This window comes from Amycolatopsis sp. NPDC004368, from assembly GCF_053602515.1.
Window position 1 is genome coordinate 13,610 of record NZ_JBSGDT010000049.1, and the last position, 25,813, is coordinate 39,422.

Sequence of the window (25,813 nt, forward strand, 5' to 3'; positions counted from 1 at the left end):
TGGTGCTGTCGCGCGGTAGCGCGTCGACATTGCAGGAGGCGGCGTGAACGCGACCAAGGTGGCCGCACCGCCGCCGCGGGTGAGTGCGGGGGAGCGGCGTTCGGTGTTCGGGACCGTGTTCAAGGCGCGCGAGTCGGGGATCGTGCTCGCGCTGGTGGTGCTCGTGGTGTTCACCGCGACGCAGAACTCGCGATTCCTGTCAGGGCAGAGCATCCGCGACATCCTGCTCGGCACGGCGATCCTGGCGGTGCTGGCCGTGGGCCAGGCGGTCGTGATGATCACCCGCAACATCGACCTGTCGGTGGGCTCGGTGCTCGGGCTGTCGGCGTTCGCCGTCGGCACGATGCTGCGCGACAACCCGGGGCTGCCGGTGATCGTGGCGCTGCTCGCGGGGCTGGTCGTCGGCGCGGCGTGTGGGCTGATGAACGGCGCGGTGGTGCGGTTCGGCCGGGTCCCGGCGCTGGTCGTCACGCTCGGCACGCTCTACGCCTTCCGCGGCGCCGTGTACTTCTGGGCCGGCGGTCAGCAGATCAACGCGGACAAGCTCCCGCGGTCGTTCCTCGACTTCGGCGACGCCTCGGTGCTCGGCGTGCCGTGGCTGGTGCTGATCGCGGTGCTGGTGATGGTGATCGCGGGCGTGGTGCTGCGCAACTACCGCGGCGGCCGCGAGCTGTACGCGATGGGGTCGAGCCCGCAGGCCGCGCAGCTGGCCGGCATCAAGGTGGGGCGCAACACGACGGTCGCGTTCCTCGTCAGCGGCGCGCTGGCCGGTCTCGCGGGTGTGCTGTTCGCCGCGCGGTTCGGCACGGTCGACGCCGCGGCCGGCACCGGGTACGAGCTGAACGTGGTGGCCGCGGCCGTGGTGGGCGGGGTCGCGGTGTTCGGCGGCAGCGGTTCGGTGTGGGGCGCGAGCCTCGGCGCCCTGCTGCTCACGGTGATCGGCAGCGCGCTGGCGGTGCTGGACATCAACCAGTTCTGGCAGCAGGCCATCGTCGGCGCCCTGATCCTGCTGGCCATCGGCGCCGACCGGCTCGTGGCGGTGCGCGTGGCCAAGGCACTGAAGAAGAGGGACTCCCATGTCTGATCCCACGACGGTGCCCGAACCGGGTACCGCGCACCGCCGGCCCGCGTGGCTGGCCCGCCTCGCGAGCTGGGACGTCGCCGTCATCGCCATCACGGTCGTGGTGCTGCTCGTCGCGTCGGGCACGATCGACAGCTTCGGCACGGGCCGCAACTACACCTTCCTGTTGCTGGACCTGCTGCCGATCGCGCTGATGGCGCTGCCGATGACGTTCATCATCGTGACCGGCGAGATCGACCTGTCGGTGGCGAGCACACTCGGGCTCACGTCCGCGGTGATGGGCTCGCTGTGGGACTCCGGGCTGACGATCGAGTCGATCATCCCGCTCTGCATCGTGCTCGGCGCGGTGCTCGGGGCGGTGAACGGCTTTTTCGTCACGGTGCTGAAGCTGCCGTCGCTGGCGGTCACGATCGGCACGATGGCGCTCTACCGCGGGCTCGCGTTCGTGGTGCTGGGCGACAGCGCGGTGGCCGACTTCCCGCAGTCCTACACGTCGTGGGTGACCGGGACGCTCGGCGGCAGCTCGATCCCCAACGTGCTCATCCCGCTCATCGTGCTGGCCGTCGTGTTCGGCGTGGTGCTGCACGCGACCCCGATCGGGCGCGGTGTGTTCGCGGCCGGGGCCAGCGACACCGCCGCCCGGTTCGCCGGCATCCGCACCGGGCGAACGAAGTTCTGGCTCTACGTCGTGAGCGGCGCCGTCGCCGGTCTCGCCGGGGTGCTGTGGACGCTGCGCTACTCCAGCGCCCGCGCCGACAACGGCTTCGGTCTCGAGCTCGCCGTGGTGGCGGCCGTGCTGCTCGGCGGCGTCTCGATCTTCGGCGGCAAGGGCACGCTGCCGGGCGTGCTCGGCGGTGTGGTGCTGCTTTCGGTGCTGCAGAACGCGTTGCGGCTGCAGGACGTGTCCAACGAGGCACTCAACATCGTGACCGGCGTGCTGCTGATCATCTCCGTGCTGCTGCCCAACATCCTCTCCTCCTCCCGCGCCGCGCTGCAGCGGCGCAGGCGGCGATCCCCGTCCCCGAAAGCCGGAGCTCTCGCCGGCGCCGAGCAGTAACCCAGAAAGGTGACGAAGATGTCCCGACGAATCCTGACCGGCGTCGTGTCGGTGGTGAGTGCGGCAGGCCTGGTCCTGAGCCTCACCGCCTGTGGAGGCACCACGAAGAACGACAGCACGGGCTCCGGTCCCGCCGCGTCCACCGCGTCCGCGGACCCGAACGCGGCGAGCAAGCAGGGCGTGAAGATGGCGTTCCTGCCCAAGCAGCTGAACAACCCCTACAGCGACATCGAGGTCGGTGGTGGCAAGGCGGCGCTGGACGAGCTCAAGGGTGAGTACAAACTGGTCGGGCCGAACGACGCCAGCGCGTCTTCACAGGTCAGCTACATCAACACGCTGATCCAGCAGCAGCAGGACGTGATCGGGATCGCCGCGAACGACCCGAACGCGGTCTGTCCGTCGCTGAACCAGGCCCGCGGCGCCGGCATCAAGGTCGTGGCGTTCGACTCCGACGCGGCGAAGAGCTGCCGCGACGTGTTCATCAACCAGGCCACCACCCAGGGCATCGGCGAGCAGCTGGCGAAGATGGCAGGAGAGCTGGCCGGTGGTGAAGGCGAGATCGCGATCCTGTCGGCGACGCCGAACGCGACGAACCAGAACGCGTGGATCGACGTGATGAAGAAAGAACTGGCCAAGCCTGAATACGCGAAGCTGAAGCTGGACAAGGTCGCCTACGGCAACGACGACGACCAGAAGTCGTTCCAGGAGGCCCAGGGTCTGCTGCAGTCGTTCCCGAACCTCAAGGTGATCGTGTCGCCGACCACCGTCGGCATCGCGGCCGCGGCCCGCTACGTCAGCTCGTCGAGCTACAAGGGCAAGGTCGCGATCACCGGGCTCGGCACGCCGAATCAGATGCGCGCGTTCGTGAAGGACGGCACGGTCAAGGAGTTCGCGCTGTGGAACCCGGCCGACATCGGCTACCTCGCCGCCTACGCGGGTGTGGCGCTGAGCTCGGGCCAGATCACCGGTGCGCAGGGCCAGAAGTTCAAGGCCGGCAAGCTCGGTGAGTACACGATCGGTGCCGACGGCGAGATCGTGCTCGGCCCGCCGACGGTGTTCAACGCCGACAACATCGACAAGTTCAACTTCTGAGCAGGCGCCGGCCGGGCCCGCGTGGCCCGGCCGGCTCCGGCGAAGAGTCCACTGAGGACGGAGATCGTGGCGCGATACTGCTTCTGCCTGCAGGTCCGGCCGGAACGCCGGGCCGAGTACGCCGAACGCCACCGCGCCGTGTGGCCGGAGATGCAGGCGGCCCTGCGCGAGACCGGCTGGCGCAACTACTCGCTCTTCCTGCGTGACGACGGGCTGCTGATCGGTTACGTCGAGGCCGACGACCTCGCCGCGGCGCAGGCCGCGATGGCCGAGACCGAGGTGAACGCCCGGTGGCAGGCCGAGATGGCGCAGTTCTTCACCGGTCTCGACGGCCGCGGGCCCGACGAGGGGTTCGCGCTGCTCACCGAGGTTTTCCATCTGGACGACGAGCGCGCGAGCGCGTGAGAAGGAAAAGACGTGATCGACTTGCCCGACGTGGCAGCTGTGAAATCCGCTCTGCGGGCGCAGCGGATCGAGACCCCTTCGTGGGCGTTCGCCAACTCCGGTACCCGGTTCAAGGTCTTCCCGCAGCCGGGGGTGCCGCGCACCGCCGAGGAGAAGATCGCCGACGCGGCCACCGTGCACCGGTTCACCGGTGTGGCGCCGAGTGTGGCGCTGCACATCCCGTGGGACCGGGTCGACGACTTCGCCGCGCTGCGCGCCTACGCCGAGGACCTCGGTGTGGAGATCGGCGCGATCAACACCAACGTGTTCCAGGACGAGGACTACAAGCTCGGCTCGGTCACGAACCCCGACGCGGGGATCCGGCGCAAGGCGACGGATCACCTGCTCGAGGCGATCTCCATCATGGACGCCACGGGTTCGCGTGATCTGAAGCTGTGGTTCTCCGACGGCCTCAACTACCCGGGTCAGGACGACCTGCGCGACCGCCAGGACCGCCTGGCCGCCGCGCTGCGCGAGGCGTATGACCGGCTCGGTGAGAACCAGCGGATGCTGCTGGAGTACAAGTTCTTCGAGCCGGCGTTCTACGCCACCGATGTGCCGGACTGGGGCACCTCGTACGCGCACTGCATCGAGCTGGGTGAGAAGGCGACGGTGTGCATCGACACCGGCCACCACGCGCCGGGCACGAACATCGAGTTCATCGTGGCGTTCCTGCTGCGGGCGGGCAAGCTCGGCGCGTTCGACTTCAACTCGCGCTTCTACGCCGACGACGACCTGATGGCCGGTGCGGCGGACCCGTTCCAGCTGTTCCGGATCATGAGCGAGATCGTGCGCGCCGACGCGCTGGACCCGTCCTACGGCATCAACTTCATGCTGGACCAGTGCCACAACATCGAGGCCAAGATCCCCGCGATCATCCGCTCGGTGATGAACGTGCAGGAAGCCACGGCGAAGGCCCTGCTGGTGGACCGCTCCGCTCTGCGTTCGGCCCAGCAGTCGGGTGATGTGCTCGGCGCCAACGCCGCGCTGATGGACGCCTACAACACCGACGTGCGGCCGCTGCTGGCCGAGCTGCGCGAGGAGGCGGGGCTCGACCCCGACCCGGTCGCCGCCTACCACCGCAGCGGGTACCAGGAAAAGATCATCGCCGAACGAGCCGACGGCCAGCCGGCCGGATGGGGAGCATGAGCATGACCGTGCCGGAGGAGCTCATCGCCCGCAGCAACGCGCTGGGCGCCGATCCGCGGAACACGAACTACGCCGGCGGCAACACCTCCGCGAAGGGTTCAGTGACCGATCCGGTCACGGCCCAGCCGGTGGACCTGTTGTGGGTCAAGGGTTCCGGCGGTGATCTGGGCACACTGACCGAGGCCGGGCTGGCCGTGCTGCGCCTGGACCGGCTGCGCGCGCTCGTGGACGTCTACCCGGGCGTCGAGCGCGAGGACGAGATGGTGGCCGCGTTCGACTACTGCCTGCACGGGCGGGGCGGGGCGGCGCCGTCGATCGACACGGCGATGCACGGGCTGGTGGAGGCGGCGCACGTCGACCACCTGCACCCGGACTCCGGGATCGCGCTGGCGACCGCGGCCGACGGCGCGGCGCTGACGAAGGGGTGTTTCGGCGATCGTGTGGCGTGGGTGGACTGGCGGCGGCCGGGGTTCCAGCTGGGCCTGGACATCGCGGCCGTGAAGGCGGCCAACCCGCAGGCGATCGGCGTGATCCTGGGTGGACACGGGATCACCGCGTGGGGCGCCACGTCCGAGGAGTGTCAGCGGAACTCGCTGGAGATCATCCGCACCGCGGAGAAGTTCCTGGCCGAACGCGGGAAAGCCGAACCGTTCGGCAGTGTCGTCCCCGGTTTCGAGGGGTTGCCGGAGGATGAGCGCCGCGCACGGGCCGCGGCGCTGGCGCCGCTGGTCCGTGGGCTCGTGTCCACGGACCAGCGCCACGTCGGGCACTTCACCGACTCCGAGGTGGTGCTGGAGTTCCTGGCGCGGGAGAAGCTCGCGCCGCTGGCCGCGCTGGGCACGTCGTGCCCGGACCACTTCCTGCGCACGAAGGTGCGTCCGCTGGTGGTGGACCTGCCCGCGACCGCGCCGCTGGAGGACGTGATCGCCCGGCTGAAGGAACTGCACGCCGAGTACCGCGAGTCCTACCGGGCCTACTACGAGCGCTACGCCACGCCGGACTCGCCGGCGATGCGCGGCGCCGACCCGGCGATCGTGCTCGTGCCGGGTGTCGGCATGTTCTCCTTCGGCAAGGACAAGCAGACCGCGCGGGTGGCGGGGGAGTTCTACGTCAACGCGATCAACGTGATGCGCGGCGCCGAAGCCGTGTCGACGTACGCGCCGATCGCGGAGAGTGAGAAGTTCCGCATCGAATACTGGGCCCTGGAGGAGGCCAAGCTCAAGCGGATGCCCAAGCCCAAGCCCCTGGCCGGCCGGATCGCGCTGGTCACCGGCGCGGGTTCGGGCATCGGCCGCGCGATCGCCGAGCGGCTCGCCGCGGAAGGCGCGTGTGTGGCGATCGCCGATCTCAACACCGAGGCGGCCGAGGAAGTCGCGAGTGGCATCGGCGGCCCGGACAAGGCCATCGCGGTCGCCGCGGACGTGACCGACGCGGCGGGCGTGGCGGCGGCGGTCGATGCCACGGTGCTGGCGTTCGGCGGGATCGACCTGGTGGTGAACAACGCCGGCCTGTCGATCTCGAAGCCGCTGCTGAAAACCACCGAACGCGACTGGGACCTGCAGCACGACGTGATGGCCAAGGGCTCGTTCCTGGTCTCGCAGGCGGCGGCGAAGGCGATGATCGCGCAGGGGCTCGGCGGGGACGTGGTGTACATCTCGTCGAAGAACGCGGTGTTCGCCGGCCCCAACAACGTCGCCTACGGCGCGGCGAAAGCCGACCAGGCCCACCAGGTCCGGTTGCTCGCGGCCGAGCTGGGTGAGCACGGTATCCGGGTGAACGGCATCAACCCCGACGGGGTCGTGCGCGGCTCCGGCATCTTCGCCGGCGGCTGGGGCGCGCAGCGCGCCGCGGTCTACGGAGTGCCGGAGGAGAAGCTGGGCGAGTTCTACGCCCAGCGCACGATCCTCAAGCGCGAGGTCCTGCCCGCGCACGTCGCCGCCGCGGTGTTCGCGCTGACCGCCGGCGACCTGACCCACACCACCGGCCTGCACATCCCGGTCGACGCCGGGGTGGCCGCGGCCTTCCTGCGTTAGGAACGGACTCCATGACCGACACGCTCGCGCGGCCCGGCTCTCCGGGCCTGGACCGCATCACCCCGCGCCGCACCCGCGTCGGCCTCGTCGCCGGCGGGCTCGGCGCGTACTGGCCGCAGTTCCCCGGACTGCTGCCGCAGCTGCGGGACTCGGCCCGCCGGGTCGCCGAGCGGTTGTCGGGACTGGAGTGCGAGGTCGTCGACGTCGGGTTCATCTCCGACGCGGCCGAAGGCGCGGCTGCCGCGGAGAAGCTGCGGCTGGCCGACTGCGACCTCATCATCGGGTTCCTCACGACGTACCTCACCTCCAGCATGCTGGTGCCGATCGCGCAGCGGTCGGGTTCGCCGGTGCTGCTGCTGAACCTGCAGCCCACCGAGGCGATGGACCACGAATCGTTCGACACCGGCGCGTGGCTGGCCTACTGCGGTGCCTGCCCGCTGCCGGAGATGGCCAACGCGTTCCGCCGCGTCGGTGTCGAGTTCCGCTCGGTGTCGGGGTTCCTGGAGGACGAGCGGGCCTGGGTGAAGATCGCGCGCTGGATCAAGGCGGCCGGGGTGCGCGCGGCGTTCCGGCACGGGCGCCACGGCCTGCTCGGGCACCTGTACCCGGGGATGATGGACGTGTCCACCGATCCGACGCTGGTCTCGGCCCAGCTCGGCGGGCACGTCGAGATCCTCGAGGTCGACGACCTGCGCGTGCGGGTGGAGAAGGTCACCGAGGCCGAGACGGCGGCGCGGATGGCGCTCGCGCGCGAAGTGTTCACTGTGGACGAATCGGTGGTCGAGGAGGATTTCGCCTGGGGCGCCCGGGTTTCCGTGGCACTGGACCGGCTGGTCGGCGACTTCGGGCTCGACTCCCTGGCGTACTACCACCGCGGCCTCGACGGCGAGACCCACGAACGGGTGGGCGCCGGGTTCATCCTCGGCGCCTCGCTGCTCACCGCCCGCGGGGTGCCCGCCGTGGGCGAGTACGAGCTGCGCGCGTCGCTGGCGATGCTGCTCCTGGACCGCCTCGGCGCCGGTGGCTCGTTCACCGAGCTGCAGGCGCTGAACTTCCGCGACGGCGTGGTGGAGATGGGCCACGACGGCCCGGCGCACCTGGCGATCAGCGCACGCAGACCGCTCTTGCGCGGGCTGGGCGTGTACCACGGCAAACGCGGCTGGGGAGTGTCGGTGGAGTTCGACGTGCGACACGGCCCGGTCACGCTGTGCGGGCTCGGGCAGCAGCGCGACGGCACGTTCGTGCTGGTCGCCTCGGAAGGCGAGGTTGTGCCCGGGCCGCTGCTGCGGATCGGGAACACGACGTCGCGGGTCGACTTCGGCCGCGACCCCGGCGAGTGGACCGACGAGTGGTCGGCCACCGGAGTGAACCACCATTGGGCGCTGGGGACCGGCCACCGCGTCGCCGAGCTCGAGGCGGTGGCGGACCTGCTGGGGCTCGGGCTGACCGTGGTGCGCTGATGGGTGCTCCTGTGATGCGCCTGGCCGCCGTGGACCTGGGCGCGACCAGCGGACGCGTGATGGCCGGGACCGTCGGGCCCGGGCGGCTGGAGCTGGCGGAGGTGCGGCGGTTCCCCAACGGCGGTGTCCGCGTCGCGACCACCGGTGGCTCGACCCTGCACTGGGACGTGCTCGGCCTGTACCGGGAGGTGCTGTCGGGGCTCGGCGACGCCGGTGAGGTGGTGGGCGTCGGCATCGACTCGTGGGCCGTCGACTACGGGCTGCTCGACGCCGAGGGCCGGCTGCTCGGCAATCCGGTGCACTACCGCGACGCCCGCACCGACGGTGTCGCGGCGCGGGTGCACCAGGCGATTTCGGCACGGGAGCTGTTCGCCGTGACCGGGTTGCAGGAGCTGCCGTTCAACACGCTCTACCAGCTGGCCGCGGAAGGAGACCGGCTCGCGGCGGCCGAAACGATGCTGCTGATCCCGGACCTGCTCGGCTACTGGCTCACCGGTGGCGTCGGCGCCGAGCGCACCAACGCGTCGACCACGCAGCTCTACGACGTGCGCGCGCGAACCTGGGCCGCCGGGCTCGCCGAGCGGGCCGGGATCCCGGCGCGGCTGCTGCCACCGCTGCGCGACTCGGGCGAGGAGATCGGGACGCTGTTGCCCGGACTGGCGGCCGAGCTGGGGACACCCGAGCTGCCGGTGGTCGCCGTGGGTTCGCACGACACGGCGTCGGCCGTGGTGGCGGTGCCGGCCGAGCCGGGGACGAACTTCGCCTACGTCTCCTCGGGCACCTGGTCGCTCGTCGGGCTGGAACTCGACGAGCCGGAGCTCGGGGACGCGGCGCTGGCGGCGAACTTCACGAACGAGACCGGCGTCGACGGCAAGATCCGCTTCCTGCGCAACGTGATGGGCCTGTGGGTGCTCACCGAAACCCTGCGCACGTGGGCTGCGCACGGCTCGCCGGTCGACCTGGCCACGGTGCTCGCCGAGGCCGCCGCCGCGCCCGCGCTGGCGGCCGTGGTCGACCTCGACGCCCCCGAGTTCCTGCCGCCCGGCGACATGCCGGCGCGGATCGCGGCGGCCTGCCGCACGACGGGCCAGCGCCCGCCGGAAAGCCGAGGTGAGCTCGTGCGGTGCATTGTGGACAGTCTCGCGCTCGCGTACCGCCGGGCGGTGCGCCAGGCCTCGCGGGTCACCGGCCGCCCGGTCGACGTGGTGCACATCGTGGGTGGCGGTGCGCGCAACGAGCTGCTGTGCCGGCTGACCGCCGACGCGTGCGGCGTGCCGGTGCTGGCCGGTCCGGTGGAGGCCGCGGCGCTGGGCAACGTCCTCGTGCAGGCGCGCGCCCACGGCGCCGCCCTGCCGGACCTCGCGGCCATGCGTAGGCTCGTGGCCGAAACCCAGCCGCTGCGCCGGTACGAGCCCGGCGGCGGGGACTGGGACGGCGCGCAGGCGCGGCTGCGCGGGGCGGGAGTGGTGGCGTGAAGGTGGCCGTGCTCGTGACGTGCATCAACGACACGATGTTCCCCGACACCGGCAAGGCGGTGTTCCGGCTGCTGCGGCGCCTGGGTGTGGACGCGGATTTCCCGGAGGCCCAGACGTGTTGCGGGCAGCCGATGGTCAACACCGGGTACCTGGACGAGGCGGTGCCCGTGGTGCGGGCCTTCGCCGACGCGTTCGCCGGGTACGACTACATCGTCACGCCGTCGGGCTCCTGCGCGGGTTCGGCGCGCCACCAGCACTCGCTGGTCGCCCGCCGGGCGGGGGAGCCACGGCTCGCCGAGGCCGGGCCGAAGGTGCTGGAGCTGAGTGAGTTCCTGGTCGACGTGCTCGGGGTGACCGACGTCGGCGCGTACTTTCCCCACCGCGTGACGTATCACCCGACGTGCCATTCGCTGCGCATGCTCGGTGTCGGGGACAAGCCGCTGCGGCTGCTGCGTGCGGTGCGCGGCCTCGACCTGGTGGAGCTGCCGGCCGCCGAGGAGTGCTGCGGGTTCGGCGGGACGTTCGCGGTGAAGAACGCCGAGACGTCCACCGCGATGGGCGCGGACAAGGCCCGCCACGTCCGCGACACGGGCGCGGAGGTGCTGGTCGCGGGTGACAATTCCTGTCTGCTGCACATCGGCGGCCTGCTCTCGCGCGAACGCTCCGGCGTCCGCGTGCTGCACCTGGCCGACGTACTGGCCTCGACCGAGGAGGACGCGTGAGTGCCACGTTCGTCGGGATGCCCGCCTTTCCGACAGCCGCGCGGGAGGCGCTGGCCGATACCCAGTTGCGGCGCAACCTCGCGCACGCCACCAGCACCATCCGGGCCAAGCGCACTGCTGTGGTCGCGGAGGTGCCCGAGTGGGAGGAGCTGCGGCTGGCGGGCGCGGCGATCAAGGACAACACCCTGCGGCGGCTGGACGAGCATCTGCTGACGCTGGAGGCGGCGTTGCAGGCGCGCGGCGCGACCGTGCACTGGGCCCGGGACGCGGCCGAGGCGTGCGCGATCGTCGCCGGGATCGCGCGGGGCCACGGTGTCGACGAGATCGTGAAGGTCAAGTCGATGGCCACGCAGGAGATCGGGCTCAACGAGGCGCTCGCCGCCGAGGGCGTCCAGGCGTGGGAGACGGATCTTGCGGAGCTGATCGTGCAGCTGGGTGACGATCTGCCCAGCCACATCCTGGTGCCCGCGATCCACCGCAACCGCGCGGAGATCCGGGAGCTGTTCCTGCGCCGCATGGCCGCGGCGGGCCGGCCGGCACCCGTCGAGCTCACCGACGAACCGGTGGAGCTCGCGAACGCCGCGCGCCTGCACCTGCGCGAGAAGTTCCTGCGGGCCAAGATGGCCGTGTCGGGCGCGAACTTCGCGGTGGCCGAGACCGGCACGCTGGTCGTGGTTGAGTCCGAGGGCAACGGCCGGATGTGCCTGACCATGCCCGAGGTGCTGGTGTCGGTGGTGGGCATCGAGAAGATCGTGCCGACGTGGGCCGATCTGGACGTGTTCCTGCAGTTGCTGCCGCGCTCCAGCACGGCGGAGCGGATGAACCCCTACACCTCGACCTGGTCGGGGATCACGCCCGGCGACGGGCCGCAGGAGATGCACGTGGTGCTGCTGGACAACGGCCGCACCCGCGCCTTGGCCGACGAGGTCGGCCGGCAGGCGCTGCGCTGCATCCGCTGCTCGGCGTGCCTGAACGTGTGCCCGGTCTACGAGCGCACCGGCGGCCGCGCGTATGGGTCGGTGTACCCGGGCCCGATCGGCGCGATCCTCAACCCGCTGCTCAAGGGCGTCGGCGTGGACGACCAGACCGACTCGCTGCCGTACGCCTCCAGCCTGTGCGGCGCCTGTTTCGAGGCGTGCCCGGTGCGCATCGACATCCCCGAGGTACTGGTCCACCTGCGCGCGAAGGTCGTGGACGCCCACCGCGGCGGCACCCCGAAACCCGAGGCTCTGGCGATGAAATCCGCGTCGTGGGTGCTCGCGGACGCCCGCAGGTTGACCTTGGCCGAGCGGGGGATGGGCGCGGCGGGCAAGGCGCTGAACCGGTTCGGCCGCGCCGTGCTGCCCGGCGGGCGCCGCGCGCTGCGCCGGCTGCCGTGGCCCGCGTCGCTGTGGACCGGCGCCCGCGACCTGCCCGCACCCCCGCCGGAGTCGTTCCGCGCCTGGTGGCGAAAAGGAGACCGCCGATGAGCGCCCGCGACGAGGTCCTCGCGGCCGTGCGGGCAGCCCTGCACACGGCCGACCGGACCGAGGCGCCCGTGCCGCGCGGCTACCGCACGGCACCGGCACCCGAGGACGTGGTGGCCTTGTTCGCCGACCGGGTCGTGGACTACCGGGCCACGCTCAGCCGCTGCCGGCCGGACGAAGTGGCCGACACCGTCCGCGCCGCGCTCGGACCGGCCCGCACCGTGCTGGTGCCGGAGGGTTTCCCCGCCGACGTCGGTGGGGTGCCCGACGCGGCCGACCTCGATTCGTGCGACGCCGTGGTGACCACCGCGGCCGTCGGCATCGCACGCACCGGCACGCTCGTGCTCGACCACGGCCCGGGCCAGGGCCGTCGCGCGCTGAGCCTGGTTCCCGACGTGCACGTGTGCGTGGTCCGCGAAGATCGGATCGTGGCGGGTGTGCCCGAGGCGATCAAGCTCCTGGACCCGGGCCGGCCGCAGACGTGGATCAGCGGCCCGAGCGCCACCAGCGACATCGAGCTCGACCGCGTCGAGGGTGTGCACGGGCCGCGGACGCTGCACGTGGTGCTGGTCGGCGCGTGAACGGCCGACGGTTGGTGCCCGCCGCGGCGCTATGGCACGATTTGTCCGTGTGACTTCCGCGGCAACAGGGCAGCACCGCGGCGAAAGCGGTGGTGGCGATGACGGTGCCGCGGGTGGTTCTGGCCGAGGACGACGTGCTGCTGCGCGAGGGCCTGGCCAGCCTGCTCGACCGCTCGGGGTTCGCCGTGGCGGGGCAGGCAGGCGACGCGACGGCGCTGCTCGAGCTCGTGCGCGAACACCGGCCCGACCTGGTGCTGGTCGACGTGCGGATGCCGCCCACCCACACCGTCGAGGGGCTCGAGGCCGCGCGCACCATCCGTGAGGAGCTGCCCGAGGTCGGCATCCTGGTGCTCTCGGCCCACGCCGACGTGGACCACGCGATGGAGCTGCTGGCCGGCGGCCGCGGCATCGGCTACCTGCTCAAGAGCCGGGTCGCCGACGTGGGGGAGTTCCTCGAGACGCTCAGGCGCATCGCGAAGGGCGGCTCGGTCGTGGAGCCGGCGCTGGTGCAGGAGCTGGTCGGGTCGCGTCGCCGCAACGACCCGCTGGCCGCGCTCAGCGCCCGGGAACGCGAGGTGCTGGGCCTGATGGCGGAGGGCCGGTCGAACGGCGGGATCGCGCGGCGCCTCTGGGTGACCGAGGGGACCGTGGAGAAACACGTGCGCAGCGTGCTGTCGAAACTCGACCTGCCGGAGACCACGGACGACCACCGCCGCGTGCTGGCCGTGCTCGCGTACCTGGACAACCGCTAGCCGCGACGGTCGGCCACCCGGGCCGGTCAGCCGATGGTGCCGAGCAGGCCGTGGATCGCCCGGGCCGACAGCACGGCTTTGGGCAGGAACCCGACGGCGGGACCTTCGGCGATCACGTCGCGGTAGTCCTCTTCCTCGTGGGTCGAGATCACGATGATGCGCGAGGACCCGCCGGCCTCGGTGCGGGCCAGGCGGCCCACGAGGTCGAGACCACTTTCCCCGCCGAGGTCGATGTCTACCAGTACGACGTCAGGGCGCAGCTCCGCAACGGACCGCAAGGCCTCCGCCCCACCCCGGGCGACCCCCGCCACCGTGACACCTTCGCGCTCAAGCAACCGACGAGCCGCGGCGAGGAAACCCGGGCTGTCGTCGACGATCAGGCACCGCACGTGTTCACCCTCCCAGAACCACGCAGTACGCGCATTCCCGCTAACCGGTACGACCACGACCCGTCACTCCGTCCGCGTACACCTGGTCGAGCTGATGCAGCCGAATGCGCCGAAGCGCCTCCGAGAAAGTGCACGCTCCGTACCAGAACCAACCGCAAGCGTCACATTGGCTGTGCCAGCGGCCGCATCGGGTGCAGTACTTGTTGCTGGCGTGGTGATGGACTGTCATGACCGGACTTCTTCCCGAGGAACTCTGGTGCCCCCGTCTCGCCGTCCAGTGTGGCGCTCGGCGGGGGTCGCCGTCGTCACGGCGAACGGGAATCCCCGGGCCCGGCCAGTGGGTAGACGATCTACCGGCTGGCCGGTACTGGCGCTCAGCCGGCCGGTTCGGCCAGCGGGAACTGCACTCGCACGGTCGTGCCGTCGCCCGGCGGGCTGTGCAGGGAGATCCGGCCGCCGAGGGCTTCCACACGGTCCTTGAGCCCGGCCAGCCCGGTGCCGCGGGTGAAGTCGGCGCCGCCCGGTCCGTCGTCGTGCACGGCGATCTGCAGCGTGTGGTCGCGGGTCTCGACGGTCACGTCGACGGCGGCGGAATCCGCGTGCTTGGCCGTGTTCGCGAGCGCCTCGGCGACCACGTAGTACGCGCCGACCTCGATCGGTTCCGGCAGGCGCCCGTCGGCGCGGACGTCGAGATCGATGGCCTGCGGCGAGCGCCGGGCGAGGGCTTTGAGTGCCGCCACCAGGCCGAGTTCCGCCAGCACCGCGGGGTGGATGCCGCGGGCCATCTCCCGCAGCTCGTCGAGCGCTTCCGACAGTCCGGTGGCGATGCGATCGAGCTCGCCGCTCACCTCGCTCGACTCGGGCAGCAGCGCCTGCGTCGCCCGGACCTGCAGGGCCAGCGAGACGAGCTGCTGCTGGGCGCCGTCGTGCAGGTTGCGCTCGATGCGCCGCCGGGTCCGGTCGGCCGTGGCGACGATGCGGGCGCGGGAGGCTTGCAGCTCGGCGCGGGCCTCGGCGTTCTCGATCGCGGTCGCGACGAGCTCGGTGAAGCTGGCGATCTGCGCCTCGGTGCCGTCGGGGAACGGCTCGGCGCTCTTGGTCGACGCGGCGATCACCCCCCAGATCCGGCCGGACACCAGGATCGGGCAGCCGATCGACGAGCGGATGCCCAGCCCGCGCGCCTCCCGCGCGATCGCGCCCGTCTCACCCCAGAAGGTGGCCAGCCGCACGGGTCCGCCCGTCTTGCGGACCTCGCGGGCGACGCTGAGCCCGTCGAGCTTGATGCGCGTGCCGACGGTGAGGTGCACGGGCACGCGGCTCCAGGCGGCGACGCCGGTCACCGTACCGTCCACTTCGTACCGTTCCAGCCGGGCGAGATCGGCGCCGAACAGCAGACCGACCTCCCGCGTCACGGCTTCGAAGACCTCCTGCGGCGACACCGTCCGGGCGACGAGCGTGGCGACGCGGCGCAGAGCCGACTGTTCCTCGGTGAGGCGCGCCGACGTCAGCGCCGCTCGCTGCAGCCGTTGGGCGAGTGTGCCCACCACGACCGCGGTGATCAGGAAAACGCCCAGTGCAACGGCTTTCTGGGCGTCGACGAAATGCAGCGCGTACGGCGGCGGGGCGAACAGGACCGTGTAGACGGCGACGCTCACCAGCGACGTGATCACCGCGAGCAGCGTTCCCCAGATGACGGCGACCGGCAGCACCACGACGAGGTACAGCATCAGCAGCGTGACGGTGTCGACGTACGGTTCGAGCAGCAGCGCGATCCCCGTGACGGCGCCCACCGCCACGGCGGCCGCGAGCGCACCGCTGGAGCGCCGCCGCATCAGCTCTCCGGAACGGCGGCGCGGCACCGTGGTTTCCGATCTTTCCGTGAACACGCGCAACACCCATGCCGAGGATAAGCCGCGACCGGGCCCACAGCCAGCCCCCGCGAAAGTCGCGTTAGCGGGGGCGGGGTACTCCAGGTGGCAGGAATGCGGCCCGGCGCCCACCCCGGCAATCCTGTGAGGACTCGAAAGCCACGGCGGTAGCCGGCACCGGGTGTCGCCCCGCCTCCTCGGAAGTCCACTCCGGATCGAAAGGTGCAAGCGACATGCGCCAGCACGGCTCGCCCGGCCGGGACGCGGCCGGCACCCACCGCGCCCCGGCCGGGCCCCGCCGGCGGCCCCGGTCCGGCCGTCGGCCGAGAGGCCTTTTCCTGGCCTGGCTCCACGAGGGGAGCGTGAGTGATGCCTGACCCGGTGGCCCGCTGGGGCCTGCAGCTGTTCGGCTGCCCCTGCTCGGTGTGCGGCCGTCCCGCCGAGCGCCTCTGGTTCCTCGCCGACAGCCGCGTCGTCTCCCACCCGGGCGGCGGCCCGCTGTGCCGCCTCCCGAACCCCGAGCCCGACGCGGAACTGCCGGTCGCCGTGGTGAAGAGCAGAAAGAGCGCGGCATGACCGACCAGGCCCTCCCGCGGCACCACCGGCCGAGCGACACCCTGCTCGGTTGGGAGGCCTTCGACCTGCGCGGCCAGGCGGCCCGGCTCGGCCTGCCGACGGGCTGGTTGCGGCCCCGCTGCCCGGGTGAACAGGAGCCGCCACCCCTGGACTGCCGGGGAATTCCCGCCAGTCCTTGAAAACCGGGACGGTTCGCCGTCCCCTCGCAAGCTGCCCGGCCGGGGTCGTGTGTCCCCCGCCCCGCGATGTCGGCCGGGTTCCACTTCGGACCGACCCGGAACCGCCTCTTCCGGACGGCGAGAGTCCGGCGTCCACTGCGCCGGGCTCTCGTACGCAACAGGGGTCAGCGTGCTGGGGTCAGTGCGCCGGTGTGTAGCCCACATCGACCACGCCCGGCACCCCCGCCGGGCGGCGCTTGCCGGTCAGCACCGGGTCGAAGTCCTTGCGGTCATGGAGAAAGCGCTGGAAGAACGCGGTGGCGTAGGCGTCGTGATGGCGCGCTGCCGGTTCTCGGTGAGTTCGCGCTGGTCCTGCTGCGGGCCGTCCGGGAACTGGGGCACGCAGGTGCCCGGGCGCGAGCCGGGTATGGCGTCGTCGTGGCTGCCGACCTGGCCGCCGGACGGGGACCACTCGGTGTTGTAGTTGTCGTGGTTGCCGCCGGTGAGGGTGAAGCGGTAGATGGGCACCTGGTTGTCGCCGGAGTTCCCCTTGAAGTAGTTGCCGGTGTTGATCTGGTCGCAGGTGCCCCACATCCGCGCGAACGGAACCTGCGTCGCGGCCTCGTCGTTCCCGTTGTCGGTGGGGGCGAGGGCGAGCACGGCCTTCACGGTCACGCCGGCGGGCCAGTCGCCGTGGCGCTGGTCGGCGGCCTGGTGCATGACCCCGCCACCGCCCATCGAGTGACCGACGGTGCCGACGTCGCCCAGGTCCACGTGGCCGCGGAAGCCCACCGTGCGCGCTTTACCGCTCGCGGGGTCGGTGAAGTGGCCGCTCAGCGGTCCCGAGCCGGTCGCGGACAGCTGCCACATTGCGAGGTGGGCGTTGAGCAGCGCCGCGCGGGCGTAGTAGACGGTGGGTGCCTGGACCGCGGCCGTCGCGTTGATCCCGTTGGCGCCGATGGAGACGACCACGAACCCGCGCCGGGCGGGCACGGCCAGGCCCACGTGCGCGCCGCGGTCTGCTCGGAACGCCTGGTCGCCGAGGTGGTAGGCCACCGTTTCGACACGGGTGGGTGGCGGCCGGCCCGCCGTCCGCCACCCACCCGTCCGCCACCGCTGTCGGAGACCCCGCCACGATCGTCGTGACGGCCGGCGCCGTCGTCTTCATGATCAGCCGCGTGGCCCGGGCCCGTAGCCGAGCATTGTCAGGAACCCGTGTGCTCACCCCGGGAATCGTGCCGGTGCGGTTCGACGACGGGGAACTCGTTGTCGGTGCCGGCGACGAGGTTGAAGTAGTTCGTCAGGACGTTGAGCGCGAGGTTGCCGATCACCTCGCCGATCTCCGCGGTGGTCACGCCCGCCGCGCGGGCGGTCTCCAGGGCGTCCGCGTCGATCGTGCCGCGGCCGCGGGCGATGGTGTCGGAGAGGATGAGCAGGGCGGCGGCGTGGGGGTCACCCGAGTCCGCGTGGCGGGCGCGCTCGACCTCGTCGGCGTCGAGCTTGGCGACGTTGCGGCCCAGTACCGTGTGCGCCGACAGGCAGTAGGTGCACCCGTTGTACTCGGCGGTCGCGAGCGCGAGCCGTTCCCGCGCCGCGGCGGGCAGCACGCCGCCGGCGAGCGCGGCGGACAGGCCGAGGTAACCCTTCAGCAGCGCGGGGCTGTTCGCCATGGCCTTCGCCATGTTCGGGATCGACCCCGCGTTCTTCTTCACCTGCGCGAGCAGCTCGGCGGCCTGGCCGGTGGCGTGTTCGAGCTCGATCTGGGGCAGCGTCGACATAACGAGGACCTTCCTAATGCATGAGTGGGCTCAATCCGTTAGGTAACCGTGGCATGCGGCCGTCGGCGTCGTCAAATGGTTGTGACGCAGAATTCCATTAGGAAGTGCTAATGTGGGGTCATGACAACCGCAGCGTTGCTGGGCGAACCCCTCGCGGTGGAGCTGATGAACACCGTGAACGTCGGCCGCGACGGCATCACCGACGCGCTGGCCGACGACGCCGGTGTGGTCAGCTGGCTGGCCGCGGTCGCGCCCCGCCTCGAACGCGAGGCGGGCCTCACGCTAGACGGCGATCCGGCCCCGGTCGCCGACCGGCTGCGGGCCCTGCGCGACGCCCTGCGTGTCCTCGCCGCCGAGGCCACGCAGGATCCCCGCCCGGTCGCCGTCGAGGTCGCGCGGGCCGAGGCGCTGGCCACGCTCAACCGGCTCGCCCACACGCGCGCCGAGCTCGAGTGGCCCGAGGCCGGCGAGCCCGCCCGCGTGCTGCGTTCACCCGGCACCCCTGCCGAACGAGCGCTCGCTTTCCTGGCGCACCAGGGCATCGACTTGTTCGGCGGGGACCAGCGCCACCAGCTGCGCGCGTGCCTCGCGCCCGGCTGCCTGCTGTTCTTCGTGAAGGACCGCTCGCGCCGCGAATGGTGCTCGGCCGCATGCGGCAACCGCGCCCGCGTCCAGCGGCACTACCAGCGTCACCACGCGAAGAGCTGAGGACGCCGCCACGTCGCGGGGTGGATCACCGGGTGAAGCTGCCCGCCCCCGGCACGGCGTCGAGCAGCTGTCGCGTATACGGATCCGCCGGCGCCGACAAGACCTCTTCCACGGGCCCGTGCTCCACGACCTGCCCGGCCCGCATCACGAGCACGTCGTGGGCCAGGGAGCGGACCACGGCGAGGTCGTGGGAGATGAACAGGTAGCTCAGACCCAGCTCGGCCTGCAGCGTCCGCAGCAGCCCGAGGATCTGGTCCTGCACCAGCACGTCGAGCGCCGACACGGGTTCGTCGCACACGACCAGGCGCGGGCGCACCGCCAGGGCGCGGGCGATGGCCACCCGCTGGCGCTGCCCGCCGGACAGCTCGTGCGGGTAGCGCTGGGCCAGCGCGGCGGGCAACGCCACCTGGTCGAGCAGCTCGGCCACTTGCGCCCGCCGCGACGAGCGGTCGCCGACGCCGAAGGTGCGCAGGGGCTCGGTGATCAGGCGTTCGACCGTCCACATCGGATCGAGGGAGGCGTACGGGTCCTGGAACACCGGTTGCATCGCCCGCCGCGCGGCTCGCAGCCGGGCGCCGCGCAGGCCGACCACTTCCGCGCCGTCCAGGCGGATCGTGCCGGACGTCGCCGGCACCAGGCCGAGCACCAGGTGGGCGGTGGTGGTCTTGCCCGAACCGGACTCGCCGACGATCGCCGTCGTGCGGCCCTGGCCGACGGTGAAGGACACGTCGTCGACCGCGCGCAGGGTGCCGCCGTGCCCGCGCACGCGGTACTCCTTGGCCACGTGCGACACCTCGAGCACCACCTCCCCGGCCGTCGTGGCCCCGTTGAGCGGGCCGGTCAGCGACGGAGCCGCCGCCACGAGCCGCCGGGTGTAGTCCTCACGCGGCTCGGTGAGCACCCGGCGCGCGGGCCCGGTCTCGACGATCTCGCCGTCGGACATCACCACGACGCGGTCGGCCCGGTCGGCGGCCAGCCCCAGGTCGTGGGTCACGAGCAGCAGCGCCGTGCCCAGCTCCTGCGTGAGCTTCTCGAGGTGGTCGAGGATCTGGCGCTGCACGGTCACGTCGAGCGCTGACGTCGGCTCGTCGGCGATGAGCAGGTCGGGCCGGCACGCCAGGCCGATCGCGATCAGCACGCGTTGCCGCATCCCGCCGGAGAACTCGTGCGGGTATTGTCGGGCCCGCCGCGCCGGCTCGGGGATGCCGGCTTCGCCGAGCAGTTCGACGGCGCGGGTCCAGGCTTCCCGGCGCGAGCACATCCGGTGCGCCACCAGCGTTTCGGCGACCTGACGGCCCACACGCGCCACGGGGTTGAGGTTCGACATCGGGTCCTGCGGCACCAGCCCGATCTCGCGGCCCCGCAGCCGGCGCAGTCGTTTCTCGCCGGCGTGCGTGAGGTCCTCACCGCGCCACCGGATCGCGCCGCCGGTGATCCGGCCGGATCCGGGCAGCAGGCCGATCACCGCGTGCGCGGTCGTCGACTTGCCGGAGCCCGACTGGCCGACCACGGCCACGCGCTCACCCGGCGCCACCTGCAGGCTCACTCCCCGCACGGCGGCAGTGGCGCCGAAGGACACCTCGAGGTCGCCGACTTCCAGGAGCGGTTCGGTCATCGTGGTCCCTTTCACCGCGAGCTCTTCGGGTCCAGCGCGTCGCGCAGGGCGTCGCCGAACAGGTTGAACCCCAGGCAGATCACGGCGAGCGCGATCCCCGGGAAGATGCCCGGCCAGGGCGTGCGGAACAGGTACTGCTGCGCGTCGGACAGCATGATCCCCAGGCTCGGCGCGGGCGGCTGGATGCCGAGGCCGAGGAACGAGAGCACCGCCTCGCCGATCACCGCGACCGGCATGATCACCGTGGCCTGCACGATGATCGCCGAGGCAGCGTTGGGCAGCACGTGTCCGCCGAGCACCCGCCACGGGCCGGCGTGCATCGTGTGCGCCGCGAGCACGAAGTCGGTTTCCTTGAGCCGCAACGTGTCCGCGCGCACCACCCGGGTCATCGTCGGGATCTGCGCGATGCCCAGCGCGATGGCCGCGTTGGTCAGGCCGCCGCCGTTGATGGCGGCGAGCCCCACGGCCAGGATGAGAAACGGGAACGCCAGCATCAGGTCCGCCAGCCGCGAGATCAGCGCGTCGAGCCAGCGCCAGTACCCGGACAGCAGCCCGAGCGGCACACCCACGACCACGGCGAGCAGCACCGAGAGGACCCCGACCTCCAGCGAGGCGCGCGTGCCGTACAACACGCGCGAGAGGATGTCGCGGCCGAGGTCGTCGGTGCCGAGCGCGAACCCGACCGTGCCCGGCTGCTGGAACGGCGTCTCGAAGTGCACCGCCGTCGGCGCGTAAGGCGCCAGCAGCGGCGCGAACACCCCGGCGATCACCACGATCAGCAGCAGCACGCCGCCGATCACGCCCATCTGGTTGTGCAGCAGCCGCCCCAGCACTCGGCCGTGCGCACGGGCCAGGGGCGCGGGGGTTTCGGCGGCGATCGTCATCGGGTCCTCCCGGAGACTCGCAGGCGTGGGTCGATGACCGTGTAGAGGAAGTCGACGAGCAGGTTGATCACGATGTAGGCCGAGGTGATCACGAGGACCACGGCCTGGATCACGGGGTAGTCGCGGGTGAACACCGAGTCGAGCGTGAGCTTGCCGATGCCCGGCAGGCTGAAGATCCGCTCGGTGACCACGGCGCCGGCGATGAGGCCACCGAGCTGCAGCCCGACGATGGTGGTGACCACGATGAGGCTGTTGCGCAACCCGTAGCGGAAGATCACCGCGCCGCGCCCGAGGCCTTTCGCCCGGGCGGTGCGCACGAAGTCGGCCGTGAGGGTCTCGACCATCGACGACCGCGTCTGCCGCTGCACCACGGCCGCGTGGGTGAGACCGAGGATCACCGCCGGCAGCGTGAGGTAGTAGATCCCGCGCAGCGGGTGCTCGAACGGCGAGACGTACCCGGACGCGGGGAACCACCGCAGCTGCACGGAAAGGTAGAGCACGCCGAGGATGCCGAGCCAGAACGTCGGCACCGACAGCGCGAAGAGAGAGAAGCCGTTGGCACCCCACTCCGGCCAGCGCCCGCGGAACACCGCGGCCACGACGCCGGCGAGCACGCCGACGAGCACCGCGACCAGCATCGCGAACACCGCGAGCTGCACCGTCACCGGCAGGGTCGCGCCGATCATCTCCCGCACCGGCGTGCCCGTGCGCACGGACTTGCCGAAGTCCCCGGTGAGCGCGTGGCCGACGAACTTGAAGTACTGCACGGGCAGGGGATCGTCGAGCCCGAGCTGCGCGCGCACCGCGGCGATCGCGGCCGGGTCGGCTTCCTCGCCGGCCATCGCCGTCGCCGGGTCGCCCGGCAGCAGGCGGACGCCGATGAACACCACGATCGACGCGAGCACCAGCGTCAGCGCCGACTGCCAGAGCCGGTGGAGCAGGTAGTGTCCCATGGCTCAGCCCTCCTGACCCGCGAGGAACGCGGCCTTGCCGAGCCGCACCACTCCGTCGGCGTACACCTGCACGCCGGTGACGCGGGTGGAGTGCACGGTGAGGTTGCGGACCCGGTAGGTGTAGACGATCGGGTTCTGCTGCTGGATCAGCTGCACGGCCTGGCCGTACAGCGCGGCGCGCTGCTTCGGGTCGACGCTGCGCGCGGCCCCGGTCAGCAAGTTGTCCAATGTGGACGAGTTGAAGCCGCCGTAGTTGCCGCCCGAGCCGGTCGAGAGGAAGCGGGCGGTGTTGGCGTCCGGGTCGATGCGGCCGGACCAGCCGAGCATCAGTGCCTCGAACGTGCCGCGCTTCTGCACGTCCAGCAGGGTGGAGTACTCGACCGGCACGATCTGCACGGCGAACCCGCCCTCGGCGACGCTGGCCTGCAGTGCCTGGGCGTAGCGCAGCTGATCCTGCGTGTTCGTCACCTGCAGCTCGATCGGGAACGGGATCGGCACGCCGGCCTGCTGCAGCAGCTGCCGCGACTTCGCGGGGTCGAAGGGCGGGCAGGCTTCGGAGGCCGGGGTCGAGAAGGGCGTTTTCGGGGCGATGGGTGAGCAGGCGGGGTCGAACCAGTTGTTGAACACGGTGTCGACGAGCGTCTGCCGGTCCAGCGCCAGGGAGAACGCGAGGCGGATCCGAGGGTCGTTGGCCAAGGGCTTGTCGATGTGCTTCGTGGGTTTGCCGACGCCGTCGACGTTGCCGGTGTTGAAGGTGACGCTCTGGTAGCCCAGCGAAGGCCCTTGCAGCACTTTGAGATCCGGGTCCTGCGTGAGCGCGTCGACGTCCTGGGGCGAGATCGTGTCGGCGACCTGGATGTCACCGGAGCGCAGGTTCGCGGCGCGGATGTTGGCGTCGGCCATGATCCGGTAGGTGATCGTGTCGAGGTGCACGTTCTTCGCGTCGTAGTAGAGCGGGTCGCGCACCACGTCGATTTCGGTCTGGGGCACGCGCTTCACGAACTTGAACGGGCCGACGCACACCGGGTGGTCACCGAAGTCGTCGCCCTCTTTCGCGAGCGCGGCCGGCGACATGATCATGCCCGCGCGGTCGGCGAGCGCCGCGGTGATCGGGGCGAACGGCTTCTTGTAGTGCAGGACGACGTGGCTCTTGTCGGGTGCGTCGATGCGGCTGATCGGGCCCATCTCGCTTTTGCGCTGGGAGGTTTTGAGCTCGAAGTGCCGGCGCAGGCTGGTCGCGACGGCCGGTGCGTCGAAGGGTGTGCCGTCGGCGAAGACGATCCCGGTGCGCACGGGGATGGTCACGGTGAGGCCGTCGGGGGAGATCTTCGGCAACGCCGTGGCGAGCTGCGGCACGACCGCGCTGGTGTCGTCGATGTCGTAGAGCTTTTCGCAGATCGTGGTCATCACGTAGCGCGTGTAGAGCGAGCTGGACGTGGTGGGGTCGAGTTTGTCGGGCTCGTTCGACAGGCCCATCACGAGGTCGCCGCCACGCTGGACCGCTTGGTTGCCGACGGGAGTGCCGAAGTCGTCGTGATGCTCGCCGCGGGCGCTCGCGTGTTGCACGGGTACGCACGCCGTGAGAGTCATCACCGCGACCCCGGCCAGGAGCAGGAGCGGGGACCGAGGAGACATGGCCCACAAACTACGTCGGTTTTTCCCCGACTCTGTTTCCTCGCCGTTAATCCGTGTTAAATCGTTATAGGGAGAAAATGGGCATGCCGAAATGCGGACCCGCGCGCGGGCCCGCATTTCGGCGGGAAGGGATTTATTATCGCCCGGCCGCGTAACCCTGCATTCCCCGGGGGTTCGCCGCGGCCGAGAGGACGCCGGTCTCCGGGTCGCGGGCGACCGCGCACAGCCTCCCCTCGGACCAGGGATCCCCGACCGTCACGACGTGACCGCGGCGCTCGAGGTCCGCGATCACGTCGTCGCCGATGCGCGATTCCACGGTCACGCTTCCGGCGACCATCGCGCGCGGGTAGAACGAACCGGGGAAACTGTCCGTGTGCCAGTTGGGTGCGTCGATCGCGCCTTGCAGATCGAGCCCGCTGCGCACTTTTTCCCGCAGTGCGACCGCGAGGAAGAAATGCGTGTTCCACTGGTCCTGCTGGTCGCCGCCGGGCGTGCCGAACGCCATCACCGGCACGCCGTCGCGCGAAGCCAGCGAAGGCGTAAGTGTGGTGCGCGGTCGCTTGCCCGGGGCCAGGGAGTTGGGCAGGCCGGGGTCGAGCCACGCCATCTGCAGCCGGGTGCCGAGCGGGAACCCGAGTTGCGGGATGACCGGATTGGACTGCAGCCAGCCGCCGCTGGGTGTCGCGGCGATCATGTTGCCCCAGCGGTCGACCACGTCGAGGTGGCAGGTGTCGCCGCGGGTCGCGCCGTTCTCGGCGACGGTCGGCTCGCCGGCGCCCGTCGCGGAGTGCACGGCGCCGCCGCCCGCGACGTACTGGGCGTGCTTGCTCAGGCGCGGTTCCCGGCCGTCGGGGCGCCCCGGGCGCAGCTCGTGCGACGCGTGCTCGCCGATGAGCTTGCGACGGCTTTCGTTGTAGGCGGGGGAAAGCAGCGTCTCGATCGAGACGTCGGTGCTGTCGCCGTACCAGGCTTCGCGGTCGGCCATCGCGAGCTTCGTGCCCTCGATGAGCGTGTGGTAGTAGTCCGGCGTGGCGTAGTCGAGGCCGTCTTCGGGTAGGAGAGCCAGCTGCTGCAGCAGCGCCGGTCCCTGGCTCCAGAGGCCGGCTTTCGCGACGGTCCAGCCGTTCCAGGTGAAGGTGACGGGGTCCTCGTAGGTCGCGCGGAACGCCGCGAGGTCGGCGCCGGTCAGGGTACCGGCGTGGCGTTCGCCGGAGGTGTCCATGGTGGGTTTCGCGGCGAACTCGGCGATTGCCTCGGCGATGAAGCCTTCCCGCCAGACCTTGCGGGCGGCTTCGATCTGCGCCTCGCGGCCCGACCCGGCGGCCTCGGCCTCGGAGATCAGGCGGCGCCAGGTCCCGGCGAGGGTGGGGTTTTTGAACAGCGCGCCCGCTGCCGGCGCGCGGCCGCCGGGCAGGTACAGCTCGGCCGAGGTGGTCCACTCGGTCTCGAACAGCTCGCGCACGGTCTCCACGGTGGTGCCGACGCGGTCCACGGCCGGGTGACCGTTCTCGGCGTAGGTGATGGCGTACTTCAGGACTTCGCGCAGCGGCTTGGTGCCGTGGTCGTGGAGCAGGAGCAGCCACGCGTCGACGGCACCGGGCACCGCGGCGGCCAGCGGCCCGGTGCCGGGCACGAGCTCGAGGCCGAGCGAGGTGTAGTGCTCGATCGTGGCGCCCGCCGGCGCACCACCCTGTCCACAGAGGACCTTCGGGGTGCCGTCCGCCGGCGCGACGATCATCGGCACCTCGCCGCCGGGGCCGTTGAGGTGCGGTTCGACGACGTGGAGCACGAACGCGGCCGCGACGGCGGCGTCGTAGGCGTTGCCGTCGTCTTCGAGCACGGCCATGGCAGCGGCCGAGGCGAGCCAGTGGGTGGACGACACCATGCCGAAGGTGCCTTGCAACGTGGGACGGGTCTGGAACATCCCTGCATCGTCG

General features: G+C 71.4%; 24 protein-coding genes. 15 read left to right on the forward strand and 9 right to left on the reverse strand.

Translation table 11 applies throughout. The annotated features are described in order from the left end of the window. Nucleotides 1-43 precede the first annotated feature (43 nt). The 12 genes from ACWEOE_RS38530 to ACWEOE_RS38585 all read left to right on the forward strand — a co-directional run bounded on the left by ACWEOE_RS38530 (nucleotide 44) and on the right by ACWEOE_RS38585 (nucleotide 13,312). A complete protein-coding gene (locus ACWEOE_RS38530; RefSeq protein WP_452018165.1) occupies nucleotides 44-1,084 on the forward strand; it encodes an ABC transporter permease in 1,041 nt (346 codons plus the stop codon). Then, nucleotides 1,077-2,138 (forward strand): ABC transporter permease, encoded by a 1,062-nt coding sequence (locus ACWEOE_RS38535; protein WP_452018167.1) that lies wholly within the window; start codon nucleotides 1,077-1,079, stop codon nucleotides 2,136-2,138. The genes ACWEOE_RS38530 and ACWEOE_RS38535 overlap by 8 nt, the downstream gene beginning before the upstream one ends. 18 nt (nucleotides 2,139-2,156) lie before the next feature. Then, nucleotides 2,157-3,230 carry a rhamnose ABC transporter substrate-binding protein gene (gene rhaS / locus ACWEOE_RS38540; protein ID WP_452018169.1) on the forward strand — a complete coding sequence of 358 codons (1,074 nt, stop codon included), beginning with the start codon at nucleotides 2,157-2,159 and terminating at the stop codon, nucleotides 3,228-3,230. A gap of 66 nt (nucleotides 3,231-3,296) precedes the next feature. Beyond that, complete coding sequence (locus ACWEOE_RS38545; protein ID WP_452018171.1) at nucleotides 3,297-3,635, forward strand: L-rhamnose mutarotase; 339 nt, start codon at nucleotides 3,297-3,299, stop codon at nucleotides 3,633-3,635. Between the two features lie 12 nt (nucleotides 3,636-3,647). Continuing rightward, complete coding sequence (gene rhaI / locus ACWEOE_RS38550) at nucleotides 3,648-4,823, forward strand: L-rhamnose isomerase (RefSeq protein ID WP_452018173.1); 1,176 nt, start codon at nucleotides 3,648-3,650, stop codon at nucleotides 4,821-4,823. Between the two features lie 2 nt (nucleotides 4,824-4,825). Next, the gene (locus ACWEOE_RS38555) at nucleotides 4,826-6,856 is read left to right on the forward strand and encodes a bifunctional aldolase/short-chain dehydrogenase (protein WP_452018175.1); all 2,031 of its coding nucleotides are present in this window, start codon (nucleotides 4,826-4,828) and stop codon (nucleotides 6,854-6,856) included. 11 nt (nucleotides 6,857-6,867) lie between these two features. After that, complete coding sequence (locus ACWEOE_RS38560; protein WP_452018177.1) at nucleotides 6,868-8,316, forward strand: arabinose isomerase; 1,449 nt, start codon at nucleotides 6,868-6,870, stop codon at nucleotides 8,314-8,316. Nucleotides 8,317-8,330: 14 nt separating this feature from the next. Next, complete coding sequence (locus ACWEOE_RS38565) at nucleotides 8,331-9,791, forward strand: rhamnulokinase (RefSeq protein ID WP_452018237.1); 1,461 nt, start codon at nucleotides 8,331-8,333, stop codon at nucleotides 9,789-9,791. Further along, nucleotides 9,788-10,513 carry a (Fe-S)-binding protein gene (locus ACWEOE_RS38570; RefSeq protein ID WP_452018179.1) on the forward strand — a complete coding sequence of 242 codons (726 nt, stop codon included), beginning with the start codon at nucleotides 9,788-9,790 and terminating at the stop codon, nucleotides 10,511-10,513. Before ACWEOE_RS38565 ends, ACWEOE_RS38570 begins: the two co-directional genes overlap by 4 nt. 17 nt (nucleotides 10,514-10,530) lie before the next feature. Beyond that, nucleotides 10,531-11,982, forward strand: coding sequence for a lactate utilization protein B (locus ACWEOE_RS38575; RefSeq protein WP_452018239.1), 1,452 nt, complete (start codon nucleotides 10,531-10,533; stop codon nucleotides 11,980-11,982). Then, a complete protein-coding gene (locus ACWEOE_RS38580; protein WP_452018181.1) occupies nucleotides 11,979-12,560 on the forward strand; it encodes a LutC/YkgG family protein in 582 nt (193 codons plus the stop codon). The genes ACWEOE_RS38575 and ACWEOE_RS38580 overlap by 4 nt, the downstream gene beginning before the upstream one ends. Before the next feature lie 98 nt (nucleotides 12,561-12,658). Then, entirely contained in the window at nucleotides 12,659-13,312 is a 654-nt protein-coding gene (locus tag ACWEOE_RS38585; protein ID WP_452018183.1) for a response regulator, read from the forward strand. 26 nt (nucleotides 13,313-13,338) lie between these two features. Here the strand turns inward: ACWEOE_RS38585 and ACWEOE_RS38590 are convergent, their stop codons facing one another. Together ACWEOE_RS38590 and ACWEOE_RS38595 are read right to left on the reverse strand one after the other, a co-directional pair. After that, nucleotides 13,339-13,701, reverse strand: a complete 363-nt coding sequence (locus ACWEOE_RS38590; RefSeq protein ID WP_452018185.1) for a response regulator — start codon at nucleotides 13,699-13,701, stop codon at nucleotides 13,339-13,341. Nucleotides 13,702-14,075: 374 nt separating this feature from the next. After that, nucleotides 14,076-15,587, reverse strand: a complete 1,512-nt coding sequence (locus ACWEOE_RS38595) for a sensor histidine kinase (RefSeq protein WP_452018187.1) — start codon at nucleotides 15,585-15,587, stop codon at nucleotides 14,076-14,078. Between the two features lie 351 nt (nucleotides 15,588-15,938). Here ACWEOE_RS38595 and ACWEOE_RS38600 point away from each other — a divergent pair, with 351 nt between their 5' ends. Both ACWEOE_RS38600 and ACWEOE_RS38605 read left to right on the forward strand, forming a co-directional pair. After that, nucleotides 15,939-16,145, forward strand: coding sequence for a hypothetical protein (locus ACWEOE_RS38600; RefSeq protein WP_452018189.1), 207 nt, complete (start codon nucleotides 15,939-15,941; stop codon nucleotides 16,143-16,145). Next, nucleotides 16,142-16,324 carry a hypothetical protein gene (locus ACWEOE_RS38605; RefSeq protein ID WP_452018191.1) on the forward strand — a complete coding sequence of 61 codons (183 nt, stop codon included), beginning with the start codon at nucleotides 16,142-16,144 and terminating at the stop codon, nucleotides 16,322-16,324. Before ACWEOE_RS38600 ends, ACWEOE_RS38605 begins: the two co-directional genes overlap by 4 nt. A 243-nt stretch (nucleotides 16,325-16,567) precedes the next feature. On the opposite strand, the gene ACWEOE_RS38610 is transcribed toward ACWEOE_RS38605, so the two are convergent. Together ACWEOE_RS38610 and ACWEOE_RS38615 are read right to left on the reverse strand one after the other, a co-directional pair. After that, entirely contained in the window at nucleotides 16,568-17,359 is a 792-nt protein-coding gene (locus ACWEOE_RS38610; RefSeq protein ID WP_452018193.1) for a hypothetical protein, read from the reverse strand. Between the two features lie 149 nt (nucleotides 17,360-17,508). Then, nucleotides 17,509-18,081 carry a carboxymuconolactone decarboxylase family protein gene (locus tag ACWEOE_RS38615; protein ID WP_452018195.1) on the reverse strand — a complete coding sequence of 191 codons (573 nt, stop codon included), beginning with the start codon at nucleotides 18,079-18,081 and terminating at the stop codon, nucleotides 17,509-17,511. Nucleotides 18,082-18,201: 120 nt separating this feature from the next. Between ACWEOE_RS38615 and ACWEOE_RS38620 the strand changes: the two genes are divergently transcribed. Then, nucleotides 18,202-18,789, forward strand: coding sequence for a CGNR zinc finger domain-containing protein (locus tag ACWEOE_RS38620; RefSeq protein ID WP_452018197.1), 588 nt, complete (start codon nucleotides 18,202-18,204; stop codon nucleotides 18,787-18,789). A 25-nt stretch (nucleotides 18,790-18,814) separates the two neighbouring features. Here the strand turns inward: ACWEOE_RS38620 and ACWEOE_RS38625 are convergent, their stop codons facing one another. The 5 genes from ACWEOE_RS38625 to ACWEOE_RS38645 form a co-directional block, all read right to left on the reverse strand. Further along, a complete protein-coding gene (locus ACWEOE_RS38625; protein WP_452018199.1) occupies nucleotides 18,815-20,404 on the reverse strand; it encodes an ABC transporter ATP-binding protein in 1,590 nt (529 codons plus the stop codon). 11 nt (nucleotides 20,405-20,415) lie between these two features. Beyond that, the gene (locus tag ACWEOE_RS38630; protein WP_452018201.1) at nucleotides 20,416-21,288 is read right to left on the reverse strand and encodes an ABC transporter permease; all 873 of its coding nucleotides are present in this window, start codon (nucleotides 21,286-21,288) and stop codon (nucleotides 20,416-20,418) included. Beyond that, the gene (locus tag ACWEOE_RS38635) at nucleotides 21,285-22,241 is read right to left on the reverse strand and encodes an ABC transporter permease (protein WP_452018203.1); all 957 of its coding nucleotides are present in this window, start codon (nucleotides 22,239-22,241) and stop codon (nucleotides 21,285-21,287) included. The genes ACWEOE_RS38630 and ACWEOE_RS38635 overlap by 4 nt, the downstream gene beginning before the upstream one ends. A gap of 3 nt (nucleotides 22,242-22,244) precedes the next feature. Beyond that, nucleotides 22,245-23,876: an ABC transporter substrate-binding protein gene (locus tag ACWEOE_RS38640; RefSeq protein ID WP_452018205.1), complete on the reverse strand. Its 1,632-nt coding sequence runs from the start codon at nucleotides 23,874-23,876 to the stop codon at nucleotides 22,245-22,247. Between the two features lie 136 nt (nucleotides 23,877-24,012). After that, complete coding sequence (locus tag ACWEOE_RS38645) at nucleotides 24,013-25,800, reverse strand: gamma-glutamyltransferase family protein (protein ID WP_452018207.1); 1,788 nt, start codon at nucleotides 25,798-25,800, stop codon at nucleotides 24,013-24,015. Nucleotides 25,801-25,813: the final 13 nt, after the last annotated feature.

What these genes read in the sequence shown, in the direction of transcription:
- ACWEOE_RS38605 (WP_452018191.1), top strand. Translation starts at nt 16,142, where the DNA reads ATGACCGACCAGGCCCTCCCGCGGCACCACCGGCCGAGCGACACCCTG.
- ACWEOE_RS38600 (WP_452018189.1), top strand. Translation starts at nt 15,939, where the DNA reads ATGCCTGACCCGGTGGCCCGCTGGGGCCTGCAGCTGTTCGGCTGCCCC.
- ACWEOE_RS38635 (WP_452018203.1), bottom strand. Translation starts at nt 22,241, where the DNA reads ATGGGACACTACCTGCTCCACCGGCTCTGGCAGTCGGCGCTGACGCTG.
- ACWEOE_RS38625 (WP_452018199.1), bottom strand. Translation starts at nt 20,404, where the DNA reads ATGACCGAACCGCTCCTGGAAGTCGGCGACCTCGAGGTGTCCTTCGGC.
- rhaS (WP_452018169.1), top strand. Translation starts at nt 2,157, where the DNA reads ATGTCCCGACGAATCCTGACCGGCGTCGTGTCGGTGGTGAGTGCGGCA.
- ACWEOE_RS38560 (WP_452018177.1), top strand. Translation starts at nt 6,868, where the DNA reads ATGACCGACACGCTCGCGCGGCCCGGCTCTCCGGGCCTGGACCGCATC.
- ACWEOE_RS38615 (WP_452018195.1), bottom strand. Translation starts at nt 18,081, where the DNA reads ATGTCGACGCTGCCCCAGATCGAGCTCGAACACGCCACCGGCCAGGCC.
- ACWEOE_RS38640 (WP_452018205.1), bottom strand. Translation starts at nt 23,876, where the DNA reads ATGTCTCCTCGGTCCCCGCTCCTGCTCCTGGCCGGGGTCGCGGTGATG.
- ACWEOE_RS38575 (WP_452018239.1), top strand. Translation starts at nt 10,531, where the DNA reads ATGCCCGCCTTTCCGACAGCCGCGCGGGAGGCGCTGGCCGATACCCAG.
- ACWEOE_RS38620 (WP_452018197.1), top strand. Translation starts at nt 18,202, where the DNA reads ATGACAACCGCAGCGTTGCTGGGCGAACCCCTCGCGGTGGAGCTGATG.
- ACWEOE_RS38630 (WP_452018201.1), bottom strand. Translation starts at nt 21,288, where the DNA reads ATGACGATCGCCGCCGAAACCCCCGCGCCCCTGGCCCGTGCGCACGGC.
- ACWEOE_RS38565 (WP_452018237.1), top strand. Translation starts at nt 8,331, where the DNA reads ATGCGCCTGGCCGCCGTGGACCTGGGCGCGACCAGCGGACGCGTGATG.
- ACWEOE_RS38535 (WP_452018167.1), top strand. Translation starts at nt 1,077, where the DNA reads ATGTCTGATCCCACGACGGTGCCCGAACCGGGTACCGCGCACCGCCGG.
- ACWEOE_RS38645 (WP_452018207.1), bottom strand. Translation starts at nt 25,800, where the DNA reads ATGTTCCAGACCCGTCCCACGTTGCAAGGCACCTTCGGCATGGTGTCG.
- ACWEOE_RS38555 (WP_452018175.1), top strand. Translation starts at nt 4,826, where the DNA reads ATGACCGTGCCGGAGGAGCTCATCGCCCGCAGCAACGCGCTGGGCGCC.
- ACWEOE_RS38580 (WP_452018181.1), top strand. Translation starts at nt 11,979, where the DNA reads ATGAGCGCCCGCGACGAGGTCCTCGCGGCCGTGCGGGCAGCCCTGCAC.
- ACWEOE_RS38585 (WP_452018183.1), top strand. Translation starts at nt 12,659, where the DNA reads ATGACGGTGCCGCGGGTGGTTCTGGCCGAGGACGACGTGCTGCTGCGC.